Below are 14442 nucleotides of genomic sequence, written 5' to 3'. Positions count from 1 at the left end.
CCGGCAGGAGGAACGATCCTTCTGCCGGCAAAGCCAAACGAGAGAACGGGAGACGGCCCCAGCCAATCGGCCGGGCCACCCGTCGACTCGATGGGTACTCGATGAGTACTCGATGGGTACCGTCTCAGCGACGGTTGTCGAGGCGGTGGTACATCTCGGAGAGCTCGAGGTCGCGCTCGAACTGGCGCGGCTCGGTATGCTCGTCGATGGTGGCCAGCTCGACGCCGGCCATGCGGGCGAAGTCCTCCCAGGCCTCGCGGCCGACGGAGGTGGTCATGCAGGTGTGGTGCGAGCCGCCGGCGCGCAGCCAGCACTCGGCCGCGGTCTTGAGCGACGGGCGGGGCTGCCAGAGGCCACGGGCGCACGGCAGGGCCTTCAAGGAGCCTTCGGGCTCGACCACATCGACCACGTCCATGAGCAGGCGGAAACGCTCGCGCATGTCGGCCATGGAGATGACCGTGGCGGCCTTGTGCGGGGCGACGGTGAAGACCAGCCGCACCGGATCGGCCTTGTTGCCGATGGAGAGCGGATGGATCTCGAGCTTCGGCTTGGCGATGGTGCCCACGGACGGCGAGACCTCGAGCATGTGCGAGCCCATGTCCATCTCGTGGCCCGGCACGAAGTTGTAGGAGTAGTCCTCCATGAGGCTGGAGCCGCCGGGCAGGCCGTAGCCCATGACGCTGGCGATGCGCACCAGCACCGAGGTCTTCCAGTCGCCCTCGGCGGAGAAACCATAGCCGTACTCGCTGGGCAGACGCTGGGCGCCCACGCCCGGCAGCTGCGGCAGGGTGCCGAGGTCCTCGAAGTTGTCGACCGCGGCGGTGGCGCCGTTGTCCTTCATCATGTTGACCATCGCGGCCTCTTCGCGCGCCGCGATCTTCAGCTCGTCATAGCGCGAGTCCAGCAGCTCGGGGGCCACGTCGTACTTGGCCTTGTAGTCCTCGATCAGGGCCTTGACCTGATCGTCCTTCACCTTCTCGTAGTAGCCGACCAGCTCGTTGACGGCCCAGGTGTTGACCTGCGTGCCGAAGACGCGCTCGGCCTCGGTCTTGTCGCCCTCGGTGACGGCCACGTTGCGCATGTTGTCGCCCCAGCGCATCACGCGCATGTTGCGCGACTCGTTCCAGCCGGCGCAGGCGCGGACCCACGTCGAGATCTTCTCGGCGACCTCGGGATCGGTGTAGTGGCCGACGACGATCTTGCGCGGGATGCCAAGGCGAGAGACGATGTAGCCGAACTCACGGTCGCCGTGGGCCGACTGGTTCAGGTTCATGAAGTCCATGTCGATGGTGTCCCACGGGATCTCCTTGTGGAACTGGGTGTTGAGCTGCAGCAGCGGCTTGGTCAGCACCTGCAGGCCGCGGATCCACATCTTGGCCGGCGAGAACGTGTGCATCCAGGCGATCACGCCGATGCAGCTGGGGTCGGCGCTGGCGGCGGTCATGAACTCCTTGACGCCGTCGGAGGACTTCAGCGTGGGCTTCAGGACGAGCTTGACTGGGATCTTGCCGGTGGCGTTGAGCGCGTCGACGATCTTGGTGGATTGCTCGGCGACCTGGCGCAGCGCCTCCTCGCCATAGAGGTCCTGCGAGCCGACGCCGAACCAGACGGTCTTGCCTTCGAATGGGTTTTCGAATGCCATGATTACTTCCTTTGTTGTTGTGGTTACTGCGATATGTCCAAATATGTATGTGCCGTGTCACGCACCCCGATCCGCTCCATCCTTTCCGGTGAAGAAACCGCACCTCATCCTGCGCCAGGTCCCTTTTCTTCACCGAAACCAACCTCCCAGTGGAGAAACCACACCTTGGCGAGCGCCAGATCACGTTTCCCCACCGAAACCAACCTCCCAGTGGAGAAACCGCACCTTGGCGAGCGTCAGATCACGTTTCTTCACTGGCAGACGAACACCCGGTGAGGAAACAGGACCGGACGACTGGACACGGACCGAAATGGCACCGGACCGGGCCGGCTCAGCTTTCGAGGTCGATGGTCTCGATGGCGGCCTTCTCGATCGGCAGGGCGCGGGTGAACCGGGCGAAGAAGTCCTCGAAGCCGGCGACGTCCTTGGGGTCGGGGGTCTCGGTGGTGGACTCGGCGCCGGCGAAGACGCGCTTGTCGAGGTACTCGTCGAGCGGGGTGTCCTTGTGCCAGAGGTAGTCGGCGAGCACCGCCATGCCCCATGCGCCGCCCTCGGCCGCCGTCGACATCACCTTGATGGGGGTGTCGAACGCCGCCGCGAGGATCTTCTGCGCCACCTTGGGGGTGGTGAAGATGCCGCCGTGGCCGACCATCGAGTCGACGCGCACATGCTCGTCCTTGGTCATGATGTCCATGCCGATCTTGACCGGCGAGAACGCGCCGAAAAGCTGGGCGCGCATGAAGTTGGCGAGGCCCATCTTCGACTCGGGGCCGCGCGCGAAGACCGGGCGCCCCTCCTCGAGGCCGGCCAGGAACTCGCCGGAATAGAAGCAGAAGTTGACCAGGCCTCCCGCGTCGGCGTCGGCGTCGGGGCCGATGGCCGCGCGGAAGAGGGTGCCGTAGAGGCTGCCGGCGTCCAGCGGGGTGCCGATGGCCTTGGCGAACTCGCTGAAGACCTTGATCCAGGCGTTGAGGTCGGAGGTGAAGTTGTTGGCGTGGCTCATGCCGCACGGGTCGCCCGCCGGCGTGGAGACCAGGTCGACCTCGGGGTGCAGGCGCTCGAGGGGATGGTCGAGCACCACGGAGGCGAAGATGGAGGTGCCGGCCGAGACGTTGCCGGTGCCCACGCGCACGGAGTTGGTGGCCACCATACCGGTGCCGGAGTCGCCTTCGGGCGGGGCCAGCGGCGTGCCCGGGCGTAGGGTGCCGGTGGGGTCGAGCAGCTTGGCGCCCTGCTCGGTGAGCGTGCCCGCGTCGGATCCGGCGACCAGCGGAGTGGGCAGCAGGTCCTCGATCTTCCAGGGCTGCGCGGCGACCTCGGGCAGCGCCGAGAACTGGGCGAGCATGTGCTTGTTGAAGTCGTGGGTCTCGGGGTCGATGGGGAACATGCCGGAGGCGTCGTCGATGCCGAGCACCTTCCTGCCGGTGAGCATCCAGTGGACGTAGCCGGCCAGGGTGGTGAAGAACGCGACGGAGGGCACGTGGTCCTCCTTGTTGAGGATGCACTGGTAGAGATGCGCGATGGACCAGCGCTCCGGGATGTTGTACTGGAAGAGCTGGGAGAGCTTCTCGTGGGCGGCGTGCGTGTTGGAGTTGCGCCAGGTGCGGAACGGGACGAGCAGCTTGCCATCCTTGTCAAATGCGAGGTAGCCGTGCATCATCGCCGAGAATCCCATCGTGCCGATCCTGGTGAGCTTCTCGCCGTAGGCGTTCTCCACGTCGTAGGCCAGCGAGGCGTAGGCGGCCTGCAGGCCCGACCACACCTCGTCGAGCGAGTAGGTCCACAGCCCGTTGACGAGGTGGTTCTCCCAGCCGTGCTCGCCGGCGGCGATGGTGGAGTAGGTGTCGTCGATCAGCACGGCCTTGATGCGCGTCGAACCGAATTCGATGCCGAGTGAGGTCTTGCCCGCGCGGATCTTCTCCGCGATGGATCCCACGTGCTCCGTGCCGCCTTCCGTCATTGCCATATCGATCAGCTCCTTTACTGTCGTGCGGACCGTTCCGCCGGCCGATGGCGTCATCGCTGCGGTGCCACCATCGGCCTTATGTGAACGCTAACAACTCTTAGGCACCTATACTACTACGTTCGCCGCCATTTCTCCACCGACGCAGGTGGGGAAATATCGGAAGCGTACGAAGACGAACGAGGACAGGCGAAAAGGCAAGACGAAGACGGAATGGAGAGCACGCGGCACACAGAGAAATACAGGAAATACAGGAACAGCGAATATGAGAATACGGAAAGCTCGGCACGACCTGAACGGATGCGTCGGGAATCGACGACCGACACAAAAGCGGCGACAACCAAGAAATCAACACGGATACGCCGGCAAGCGATGCGAGACTCTAGAAATGCGGGACGGGGCCCAGCGAGCGACGCTGGATGACCTGCGCGGGGATCAGGCCCGCACCGTGGGCGCTGGTGACGAACGCCGTCTCGCCGCCCTCGCCGAGCAGCCGCAGCGTCTCGCGCATCGCGGCGGTGCCAAGCTCCTCGAAATCGGGGCGCACCGTGGTCAGCGGCGGCAGCATGTTGTCCATGCCGGTCATGTCATCGAAGCCCACGAGGCTGATGTCGCCGGGGATGCTCAGGCCATGCTCGCGCAGGGCACGCGCCACGCCCAGGGCCTGCGCGTCGTTGGCGGTGACCACGACGGTGGGCCTGGTGGCGCCGGCCGAGCCGAGGTGCTCGAGCTCGTGGTTCATGCGGGCATAGGCCTCGGAGGCGTCCCACGAGGAGCACTGCACGATCTGGGCGTCGAGCGAGTAGGCGGCGGTGGCCTTGCGCCAGGCGGCGAGCCGAGTGGAGGCGTCGCGCCATTGCAGCGGGCCGGAGAAGTAGAGGGTCGAACGGTGGCCGAAACGCGCGACGAGCCGGGCCACCTCGGCCATCGCGCCCCACTGGTCGATGCCGACGATGGCGGTGCAGCCACGCTCGGCGCCGTCCATGAGACGCCCGGCCTGGCTCATCGAAAGTCCGCCATGCGTGGAGGTGACCAGCACCCTCGGCTGGCTCAGCCGGGCGCGGCAGGCGTCGGCGAACATCACGTCGGTGGGGGTCAGGAATATGAACGCGTCGACGTTCTGCTCGTCGAAGGTGCGGCAGAGCTCGTCGAACTCCTCCTGCGTGCACAGCGCCTCGTGGACCATCGAGACGTTCATGAAGAAGCCGTGGCGCCTGGCCAGCGATTCGATGGAGGCGATGGACGAGGAGGGGCCGAAGAAGTGGATGCCGCCGGCGATCAGGCCGATGGTGCGCGAGCGGTGGGAGGCCAGGGTGCGGGCGGAGTTGCTCGGGCGGTAGCCGAGGGCGTCGATGGCGCTCTGCACGCGGGCGCGGGTGGCGTCGGATACGTCCTGGGAATGGTTGATGACGCGGGAGACCGTCTGGTGGCTCACGCCGGCCATTTTCGCGACCTCGAACATCGACGGACGCTTTTTCCTGCGGGCCGACCCAGCCATATCCACCTCCCAATCCATGCCACGCGCCACAAGCGCAGTGAACGCTCACAAGTCTACTCTATAGGGCGCATCGCTGTTCCGACGCAGCGAGATGCGAAACACCGTGCGGACTCCCCTACACCAGATGCCAGCTGAGGCGGTGGAGGTCGGTTGGGCCATGCTCGGCGATGGCGGCGCGGTGGGCGGCGGAACCGTAGCCCTTGTTGCGCTCCCACTGGTAGGGCTCGTAGCGCGGGTTGCCGTGGGCGATGCTGACCATGAGGCGGTCACGGGTCACCTTGGCGGCCACCGAGGCCACGGAGACGAGCGCGCAGCTCTGGTCGGCCTTCACCTTGGTATGCACCGCGGCCAGCAGCGGTACGGCGGGCGCGCCGAACATATCGGCCGACTGGGTGATGTAGTCGAAGGGACCGTCGAGGATCGCGCCCACGCGCAGGCCGTTCGAGGACGCGGATGAAAGGGAGGCTGCCGATTTCCCGCCATCCTCGCCCTGACCTCCGGCGAGCGCCAGGTCGTCCTCCACGGATTTCAGGGCACGTAGCGCGGCGACGCCCAGGGCGCAGGAGATGCCCCACTCGTCGATCTCGACGTTGGTGGCCTGGCCGACGGCGCTGGCCGCGCACCAGTCGCGCAGCGGCCCGAACATCGCCTCGCGGCGTTTGGGGCTCAGCAGCTTGGAGTCGGCGACGCCCTCGGGCACCTCCAGGTCATCGAGGTCCTTCGCCCAGATCGCCGCCGCGCCGACCATCACCGGCCCGGCCAGGGCGCCGCGCCCCACCTCGTCGAATCCGACGATGAGGTCGAAGCCCTGCTCCGCCAGCGAACGCTCGAAGTCAAGAGTGGGCGCGACGCGATGGGAAGTGCGGGGACGACGGCGCCGCGGCGATGCCGGCTTCGCCTGCCCTTTCGTACCGCCACCCGCGGTCGTGTCCGCTTTCGCCAACGCCGCTTTCGGTGCCGTCGTTTTGGCCGACTCCATTGTCGTCGTCAAAGTATCCCGATCCGTTTCCGCCGTCACCGGCATTGACGATTTCGGTGTCGTCGGCTCCTCCGATTCCGGCAGAGGCAAGGCCCCCTGCATGGCTTCCCCATCGGCATACGACGCCATCACACCCGCCCTTCCGGCACGGCGGAGAAGACCTCGTGGTGCGCCTTCAGCACGCCCAGGCGGCCCACCGGCCAGATGGTCAGCATCGCCACGCCTTCCACGTTGCCGATCGGCACCAGCCCGCCGTCGCCATCGTCGGCATGGTAGCGCGAATCGGCGGAATCGGAACGGTTGTCGCCCAGCACGAAGACGTGGCCAGCGCTCACCTTGGCCTTGAAGGCGAAGTCGCTGGGATTGCCGCCCGGCTTGATGTAGGAGGTCTCGTCGAGCGCCACCCCGTTGACGGTGACCGGCGCGCCGTGGCCCTTGCACGCCACCGAGTCGCCGGGCAGGCCGATGAGGCGCTTGATGAGGTCGTCGGACTGGCGCTCGGGGTCGCCGGCCAGCCAGTGGGCCGGGTCCCTGAAGACGATGACGTCGCCGCGTTTGAGGCTCACCATGCCCGGGGCGAGCCGGTCGGTGACCACGTGGTCGCCGATCTCGATGGTCTCGCGCATCGAGCCCGAGGGGATCTTGTAGACACCCAATACGAAGACGCGCAGCAGGACCATGACGACGATCACGACCAGCACGATACCCAGGGTTCTCTTGCCTTCCGAGCGGCGGGGCGCATCATCGGCCGGCCCGCCTCGCCGGGAGTCCTCGGCGGGCGCGCGTGGCCGCGGGTCGACGCCGTAGCCGGCCACGTCGACGATATGGGAATCGTTCATCGCCTCGTGCCGTGCCGACCGCGGCCCGCCCGGCCTTCGCCCTGCCATGTGCGCCTCCCCGTTCCTCGCCATATCCGCAATCGTCATGCCCATGCCGTTCGGCACCTATGCAACGACCTGGCATATGACGATTTTCGATGCCTTCATACTACGCAGCGCGGCCGAATAGCGTCATCCGCCTGCCTTGGCAACGGCCGCGGACGAAGAGCGGAAACGGATACGGGATACCCCCGAATACAGGAAGGGCGACCCACTTTCGACAAGCGGGTCGCCTTTCGGCAGTGAGCGGTGGCTCAGGCCTTCTTCTCAGCGTTGTCCTGGCGCTCGACGATGCGGGCGGCCTTTCCACGCAGCGAACGAAGGTAATAGAGCTTCGCACGACGCACACGGCCATGGCGCATGACCTTGACGGAATCGATCACCGGGGAGTGCAGCGGGAAGCGACGCTCCACGCCGCAGCCGAAGCTGACCTTGCGGACGATGAACGTCTCGCGAACGCCAGCGCCCTGGCGAGCGATCACGACGCCGGTGAACGCCTGAAGACGGGAGTTGTTGCCCTCCTGGATCTTGACGTTGACCTCGACGGTGTCGCCGGGACGGAACTCCGGAATCGAATCCGAGGACTTCATGTGCTTGGCATCAAATGCCTCAATAGCGTTAACCATTGTCTCACCTGTCGCTGCCGCATATCAGCGTACATGTCAGGGGCGGCGCCGTGCTTGCGCACCCAGCGGTTGATGAAACCGAACGCGCCCGTTGTCTTTTCCGCCGAAACCCGGCGGAACGCTGCCGATTCGCCGAGGCGACCATGGTCGAATGCACGAACGCGGCCGGGCGGCTGAACCCAAGAAGAAACAGGTCCATGCGGCAACCCGTTTCTCGGCATAACAGACTTTGATTTTAGCGAAGTATGAAGACAGATACGGCATTCGGCTTCAGCTCTGGCCGGAGGTCATGCCATACGACGTACCCGGCATCGCGCCCGGCGGCACGGATCGGGCGGCGCCGGCGGACGAACGTTGCGCCTCGTCGATCTGAAGCATGCGCTCGCGCAGACCGGCGTCATCGGGACGGCGCAGGTCGAAGCCCTCGTAATCGGCGGCCACTCCCGGGTAGATGGCGATGTACTTCTTCTCCCGCAGCTGAAGCAACGTGGCCGACGCGGCCCACGAGCGAACGATGCCCGTCATCGAGACCCCCTCGGGGCCCGGGTCGACTTGGTCGGCGAAAAACGCCGCGCAACCGGGGCTCATCGCCGGAAGGTCACGGCTGTATTCGATGTCTTTGGGCAGACGAGAGGCCTGGTTGGTGTAGATGGCCACGCCGATCATGACAAGGGAAAAGATCACCATGTCAACGATGAATTCGAGGCAATGGTCGCGGAAATCGTCATCCGGATAGCTGGGCCTGGTCGCTTTGCCGTAGAGGTAGACGAGGAGCAGAGGGCCGTTCACGAGCACGGTGAGGCCCAGGGAATAGAGCATGGCGTTCATCACGCGCCGCAGGCTTATCGGTCTCATCTTCGCCCCCTTGTCTCGCACCTCGCCGACTTCGCTTCACCCAGAATACCCAGCCTGGCTGCGAATCCGCCAAACGGTCCTATCCGATGGATGTCCTGGGCTCAACCGGGCTTCATGACCTGATGTTGGCCGTCGTGCCCGGCATCGATGCGCCTGGAGCCGTGGGACCGCCCATGACGATGCCCTCGTAATCGGTGCCGTAGTAGTTATAGGCCTCCATCACCGCGTAAACGTAGATATAGACGGACAGTTGGCGACGCGTCTCTTCGCTCAGGCCGAGCGCGGTGGCGTAGACGAGGTACTGGCCCCAGAGCTCCACATCGGCAGCGCCACGCGACGAGAAATCACTGAAATCACGCAGGTATTTCTTCAGGCCCATCAGCTGGATCGCCGCGCGCCTGCCTTCCGGGCTCAGGGAATAGGGCTGCGAGCAGAACAGCATGGTCACGCCGATGACGGAGCCCAGGGCGCCGAGCCCGATCGCCAGGAAGCCGGCGTTGCCGTCCCATAGATCTTCAAGGGGATGGGCGCCGAAGATGACGGCCGCCGTCATGACGAGGAGCAGCAGAAGCAACGGGCCCATGTTGTATGCCACCAGCTTCCTGTCGCGCAGCTCGTCGCGCATCGCCCGGAAGAATCCGGCCTGGAGCCGGTACCCCCTGAACAGGCTGTCGAAGGAGACCGGCTTCGGCGTCCTGACGAGCCGGCCTTCCTTGTCCTCGCTTTCGCGCCTCCTCCTCATCTGCTCGCCCAGCGCCGCGTCCTCGGCACAGCAGGCGGCGCGCAGCTGGTTCAGATCGAAGACCGTGCTGCCCCGCCAACGCGAGAAGTCGGTCAGGAATCGCAGGAACGCCCGATCAGTGGACGATAGGGCGCCCAAGGGATTCGTGGCCGCTGAACCGCTTGCGCCATTCGGATCGTTCACGCCATTCGGATCGTCTTGATTCCGCAAGCCGTTCGGCGCCTGGGGATTCTCAAAGGCCATGGGCATCACGCAGATCGTGCTCACCAGGCCCGACGGCTGGCTGACGTCACCCACCCAGGATTGGCTGTAGACGTTCTTGCGCAGCTTCGAACCCAACGACGTGTTCCAGAGGAACCGGCCCCACATGCCGCTCATGGGCGCGGGTCGCTTGGCACGGTGGCGGCCCTGGCGACCCTTGCGGCGCGAGGATCGGCCGGAACCATCGGCGGCGTCTTGCGCCTCGGTCCGGGCGGCGGTTGCGGCGGCGGACGAACGTTGCGCCTCGGCGACCTCGCGCATGCGGCCCTGCAGCCCTGCATCATCGGGATCGCGCAGGTCGAAACCCTCATAATCGGCGGCGACGCCCGGGTAGATGGCGATGAGCCGCTTCTCCTCCAACGCCAGCAACGTGGCGGCCATGGCCGACGATCCGATATTGATCACTCGTGAGAACGCCACGGGAGGCGGGTCGATGATGTCGCTGAACACCGTGGCGCATCCGGGGCTGATCGTGGGCAGGTCACGGCTGTACTCGATGTCGTGCGGCAGGCGCGAGCTCAGGTTCGTATAGATGACCACGCCGAGCGCCACGATCGTGAACAGGACCAGAATGACGAGGAAATCGCGGAGATCGGCCTGAAAATCGAGATTCGTGATGTCGGACTCATCGTCGTCACCGCCGAGCTTCACGCCCAAAAGATACACGGCGAGGAACGGAATGCCGATTATCACGGTGAAGACAAGGGAGACGAGTATGGCATTCAGCACGTGCCTCGGACTCATTGATCTCATATTCGCCCCTTTGTTCACTTCGGCTCATCCAGAATACGCAGCATGCCAGCCAATCGGCCATATCGTCTTCTATGACTGACGAGGGGCGATATCGAAACCGATGAATAATCAATCCCAATTTGACAAGCCGCGGCGAGGCCCCTATCTTGAGGGCGGTAATGAAAACCCGCGCACCGCGCGACTGCTTAAGGGGGTGGGGATCATGACAAGCGATCTGCCTAATAGTTTCAGCGACCTGCATCATTTATGCGAAGCAACGACCCCACTCTCGATGGATAACTAGAACCGGACAACGGCGAATTTCGCGGCCAGCGTACCTGGCGCGCGGATCTTTCGACGCCTGGCTCACCCACGACGACACGACCCCCGACGATGACCCTCGACACCGGGCACTCCGGCGACGCCTCATCGAAATCGGCATGATGTATAGCCGCCATACGGCAGCGATACGGAAACATCATGGAAACGCGGCAGCCAACCGCGAGCGCCAAACCGCCCACGGGACCACGCAACACGACACGACGCCAACCGCATTCATCGAGATTCCAATCGAAAAACGCAAGCTCGCCCGACGGGGCGAAAGCCTGCGCATGCCTTACGACACAAGGGATTCTCATGACCATGTTCTTCACCAACCCCGCCTCCCCCATCGCAGGGAGGCCCGGCGCCAACGCCCACGACGGCGCGCGCCGACCCAGCCTCGCCGCCCGTGTGCTCTCCGACTGCGCCGTGGTGGCCGGCATCCTCGCCATCCTCGCCGCAATCGCCTGGCTCGTGCCCGCCATCAACGCGCCCGTGGGCCCGAACGGCGTGCCGTCCACCATCTCCACCGACCCGGTCAACCTGCCCTACTACGCCCTGCGCTCCGTCTTCCGCATGGCTCTGGCGCTGCTGTTCTCGCTGATCTTCACCTTCGCCTACGGCCTGTCCGCGGCCCGCTCGCGCCGGCTTGGCAAGGTGCTCATCCCCCTGCTCGACATCCTGCAATCCGTGCCGATCCTCGGCTTCCTCTCGGCGACCGTGACCATCTGGCTCGCGCTCTTCCCCGGCTCGATGATGGGCGTGGAGGCCGCCTCGATCTTCGCCATCTTCACCTCACAGGCCTGGAACATGACCTTCTCGTTCTATCGGTCGCTCAAAAGCGAACCCGTCGAGCTCGACGAGGCGGCGCGCAACCTGCGTCTGACGCGATGGCAGCGTTTCTGGACGCTCGACGTGCCCAACTCGATGATCCCGCTGATCTGGAACATGATGATGAGCGTGGGCGGCGGCTGGTTCTTCCTGACCGCCTCCGAGATGATCTCGGTGGGCAACCACACCTACGCGCTGCCCGGCATCGGCAGCTACGTGGCCGCGGCGTCGGCCGAGGAGAGCCCCGCGAAAATCTGCTGGGCCATCCTCACCATGGTCATCGTCGTGCTGCTGGTCGACGTGTGCGTCTGGAAGCCGATGACCGCCTGGGCCGAGAAGTTCCGCATCACCCAAAGCGAATCCTCCACGCCCAAGCGCAGTGTCGCGCTCACGCTCATCCGCCAATCGCATATCGATGAATGGCTCGGGCGGCTGCTCCGGCCGGTCGGCGACCTGCTCGAGCGCGTCACCCGGCCGCTGGGGCGCACTGGCGCGACATGGGGCGCCAGGCCCGGCAGGCGCCGTGCGGGCGACATCGCCTTCGACGTCACTGTGGGGGCGTTGGTGACGTTCGGGGCCGCGGAGCTTCTCGTCGCCATCTCACACAGCACCGGGCTCGGCGAGCTCGGACGGGCCTTCGGGCTCGGGGGCATCACCTTCCTGCGCGTGGCTCTGCTGACCCTGCTCTGCTCGGCGGTATGGGTGCCGGTGGGCGCGATCATCGGCATGAATCCGCGGATCTCACGGCTCGTGCAACCGCTGGTGCAGGTGCTGGCAAGCTTCCCGGCCAACTTCATCTTCCCCTTCGCGGTCATGTTCTTCGTGACGTGCGGCGTCGACATCAACTGGGGCTCGATCCTCCTGATGGCGCTGGGCACGCAGTGGTACATCCTCTTCAACATCATCGCCGGGGCGAGCGCGATTCCCGACGACCTGGTCGAGATGAGCAAGAGCCTGCGCATGGGCACGTGGATGCGGTGGCGCACACTCATCCTGCCGGCGGTCTTCGGCTCGTGGGTCACCGGCGGCATCACCGCGGCGGGCGGCGCATGGAACGCCTCGATCGTCTCCGAAATCGTCAGCTACGGCAGGCACACGCTGGTGGCCCACGGCCTGGGCTCCTACATCGCCGAGGCCACCGCGCACGGCGAGGGCATGAAGACCATCATCGGCGTGGCCGTGATGGCGATCTTCGTCGTGGCCGTCAACCGCCTCTTCTGGAACCCGCTGCAAAGGCTCGCCGACCGCCGTTTCATGGTCGGCTAGCGAAAGGCCGCACGCCCAAACGCCCATTTGGAATCAGACCCCTGCGCTTCCGCCATTCCTGTTTCACATGGCCCCATTGGGGCGTGTACGGTTCCGAACATTCCAATCAACAGCATCAAAAGGACCCCATCATGAACTTCAACAAACTGCTGAACGCCGTTGCCAGCGAGACCCGGACCGGCGGAGCGACCGCCGCCGCAACCCGCACACGCGGCCGCCGACGCACCAACCCCGACTTCGCCGACCTCGACGCCAACGCCACCCACACCGTCATCGAGGCCAGCCACATCAGCCAGCGCTTCACCTCGGAGAAGGGCCATGAGACCACCGTGCTCGACGACATCTCCTTCAACCTGCACGAGGGCGAGATCGTGGCCGTGCTCGGGCGCAGCGGGGCCGGAAAATCAACCTTCCTGCGCATCCTCGCGGGGCTGGTGGAGCCGAGCGACGGGCAGGTCTCCTACCGCGGTAAGGCGCTCGACGGGCCGAACCCCGGGGTGGCGCTGGTCTTCCAGACCTTCGCGCTCATGCCGTGGCTGACGGTGCAAGCCAACGTCGAGCTCGGGCTGGAGGCCAATGGCATGCCTCGCGCCAAGCGCCACGAGCTCGCGCTGGCCGCCATCGACGCCATAGGTCTCGACGGCTTCGAATCGGCCTATCCCAAGGAGCTCTCGGGAGGCATGCGCCAGAGGGTCGGCATCGCCCGCGCGCTGGTGCTGCGGCCCGACGCGCTATTCATGGACGAGCCGTTCAGCGCCCTGGACGTGCTGACCGCCGAGAACCTGCGCCAGGAAGTGCTGAAGCTCTACCAGAACCGCGAAAACGCCATCAAATCCATCCTCATCGTCACCCACAACATCGAGGAGGCCGTGCAGATGGCCGACCGCGTGGTGGTGCTGGGCTCGCATCCCGGCCACCTGATCGCCCAGGTGCCGATCGACCTGTCTCGCCCGCGCGACAAGCACAGCGCCGAGTTCGAGGCGACGGTCGACAGGCTCTACGCCATCCTCACCGGGAAGAGCAGGGCCACAGACTCACAAAAGTCGGAGAAAGAAACGGCAAGACCGCGGAATTCCAACAAACCGTCACCGGTATCTTCCACTTCTGTGAGCCTATCTACGGCGGACGCCGACACCATGAAACGTCAAGACAACGAAACAGTCGGCCTACTGCCCAACGCCACCCCGGGCGGACTCGCCGGCCTGCTTGACGTGGTCTCGAACTATCCGGTCGGTGTGGATCTGGCGGATCTCGCCGCCGACCTCTCCTTCGAGGTGGACGACCTCTTCCCGTTGATCGACGCCGGCACGATGCTCGGACTGATGACCGTGAGCCGCGGCCATTGCACCATCACCCGTTCCGGCGAGCGCTGGTGCCACGCCGACGTGCTCGACGCCAAGCGCCTCTTCGCCGGACTCGCCATGGAGCACGCGCCGCTGGTGCGCACCATCGACCACGCTCTGCGCCACCACCCGGACAAGGGCCTGCGTGGCGAGCTTATTCTCGACCTGCTGCGTCGCCAGCACACCGATGAGGAGGCACGGCTGCAGTTCGCCATCGCGGTGACCTGGGGACGCTATGGCGAACTCTTCGACTACGATGCCGACGACGACCGACTCACCCTCGACGAGGCCAACCGGTAGGCCGGGCCCTTACAGCGTCGAAAAGCAGACTTTCGCCCCGCATTATCTGCTTTTGAACGCATCGCCAGCCGCACATGCGTAGAAAAGCACGTTTTTACGGGTGATTTCGTGCTTTTCGACGCATGTTCATCCGGAGGAGGCGACGACCAGCTATGCGCCACGCCAGTCAATCCGGCGCTCCGACGCATAGACGCCTAAACGCATG

10 protein-coding genes are annotated in these 14442 nt (G+C 65.3%); 2 read left to right on the top strand and 8 right to left on the bottom strand.

The annotated features are described in order from the left end of the window. Positions 1–124: 124 nt before the first annotated feature. The 8 genes from araA to PT282_RS01620 form a co-directional block, all read right to left on the bottom strand. Positions 125–1642 carry an L-arabinose isomerase gene (araA, locus tag PT282_RS01655; protein WP_277167860.1) on the bottom strand — a complete coding sequence of 506 codons (1518 nt, stop codon included), beginning with the start codon at positions 1640–1642 and terminating at the stop codon, positions 125–127. 331 nt (positions 1643–1973) lie between these two features. Next, positions 1974–3608, bottom strand: coding sequence for a xylulokinase (locus tag PT282_RS01650; RefSeq protein WP_277167859.1), 1635 nt, complete (start codon positions 3606–3608; stop codon positions 1974–1976). A gap of 379 nt (positions 3609–3987) precedes the next feature. Beyond that, the gene (locus PT282_RS01645) at positions 3988–5103 is read right to left on the bottom strand and encodes a LacI family DNA-binding transcriptional regulator (RefSeq protein WP_374114127.1); all 1116 of its coding nucleotides are present in this window, start codon (positions 5101–5103) and stop codon (positions 3988–3990) included. Between the two features lie 115 nt (positions 5104–5218). Beyond that, complete coding sequence (locus tag PT282_RS01640) at positions 5219–5923, bottom strand: ribonuclease HII (protein WP_277168910.1); 705 nt, start codon at positions 5921–5923, stop codon at positions 5219–5221. Positions 5924–6210: 287 nt separating this feature from the next. Beyond that, entirely contained in the window at positions 6211–6969 is a 759-nt protein-coding gene (gene lepB / locus PT282_RS01635; RefSeq protein WP_277167858.1) for a signal peptidase I, read from the bottom strand. A gap of 245 nt (positions 6970–7214) precedes the next feature. After that, positions 7215–7586 carry a 50S ribosomal protein L19 gene (rplS, locus tag PT282_RS01630; RefSeq protein ID WP_277167857.1) on the bottom strand — a complete coding sequence of 124 codons (372 nt, stop codon included), beginning with the start codon at positions 7584–7586 and terminating at the stop codon, positions 7215–7217. A 270-nt stretch (positions 7587–7856) separates the two neighbouring features. Continuing rightward, the gene (locus PT282_RS01625) at positions 7857–8441 is read right to left on the bottom strand and encodes a DUF2207 domain-containing protein (RefSeq protein WP_277167856.1); all 585 of its coding nucleotides are present in this window, start codon (positions 8439–8441) and stop codon (positions 7857–7859) included. A 112-nt stretch (positions 8442–8553) separates the two neighbouring features. After that, positions 8554–10197: a DUF2207 domain-containing protein gene (locus PT282_RS01620; RefSeq protein ID WP_277167855.1), complete on the bottom strand. Its 1644-nt coding sequence runs from the start codon at positions 10195–10197 to the stop codon at positions 8554–8556. Between the two features lie 615 nt (positions 10198–10812). Between PT282_RS01620 and PT282_RS01615 the strand changes: the two genes are divergently transcribed. Both PT282_RS01615 and PT282_RS01610 read left to right on the top strand, forming a co-directional pair. Continuing rightward, positions 10813–12594 carry an ABC transporter permease subunit gene (locus PT282_RS01615; protein WP_277167854.1) on the top strand — a complete coding sequence of 594 codons (1782 nt, stop codon included), beginning with the start codon at positions 10813–10815 and terminating at the stop codon, positions 12592–12594. 131 nt (positions 12595–12725) lie between these two features. Continuing rightward, positions 12726–14237, top strand: coding sequence for a nitrate/sulfonate/bicarbonate ABC transporter ATP-binding protein (locus tag PT282_RS01610; RefSeq protein ID WP_277167853.1), 1512 nt, complete (start codon positions 12726–12728; stop codon positions 14235–14237). Positions 14238–14442 lie beyond the last annotated feature (205 nt).

This window comes from Bifidobacterium sp. ESL0763 (assembly GCF_029433395.1).
In the GTDB taxonomy this organism is placed as follows: domain Bacteria; phylum Actinomycetota; class Actinomycetes; order Actinomycetales; family Bifidobacteriaceae; genus Bifidobacterium.
This window is presented reverse-complemented; position numbering and strand designations above follow the sequence as displayed.

What these genes read in the sequence shown, in the direction of transcription:
- PT282_RS01620 (WP_277167855.1), bottom strand. Translation starts at nt 10,197, where the DNA reads ATGAGATCAATGAGTCCGAGGCACGTGCTGAATGCCATACTCGTCTCC.
- PT282_RS01615 (WP_277167854.1), top strand. Translation starts at nt 10,813, where the DNA reads ATGACCATGTTCTTCACCAACCCCGCCTCCCCCATCGCAGGGAGGCCC.
- PT282_RS01650 (WP_277167859.1), bottom strand. Translation starts at nt 3,608, where the DNA reads ATGGCAATGACGGAAGGCGGCACGGAGCACGTGGGATCCATCGCGGAG.
- araA (WP_277167860.1), bottom strand. Translation starts at nt 1,642, where the DNA reads ATGGCATTCGAAAACCCATTCGAAGGCAAGACCGTCTGGTTCGGCGTC.
- PT282_RS01610 (WP_277167853.1), top strand. Translation starts at nt 12,726, where the DNA reads ATGAACTTCAACAAACTGCTGAACGCCGTTGCCAGCGAGACCCGGACC.
- rplS (WP_277167857.1), bottom strand. Translation starts at nt 7,586, where the DNA reads ATGGTTAACGCTATTGAGGCATTTGATGCCAAGCACATGAAGTCCTCG.
- PT282_RS01645 (WP_374114127.1), bottom strand. Translation starts at nt 5,103, where the DNA reads ATGGCTGGGTCGGCCCGCAGGAAAAAGCGTCCGTCGATGTTCGAGGTC.
- PT282_RS01625 (WP_277167856.1), bottom strand. Translation starts at nt 8,441, where the DNA reads ATGAGACCGATAAGCCTGCGGCGCGTGATGAACGCCATGCTCTATTCC.
- lepB (WP_277167858.1), bottom strand. Translation starts at nt 6,969, where the DNA reads ATGGCAGGGCGAAGGCCGGGCGGGCCGCGGTCGGCACGGCACGAGGCG.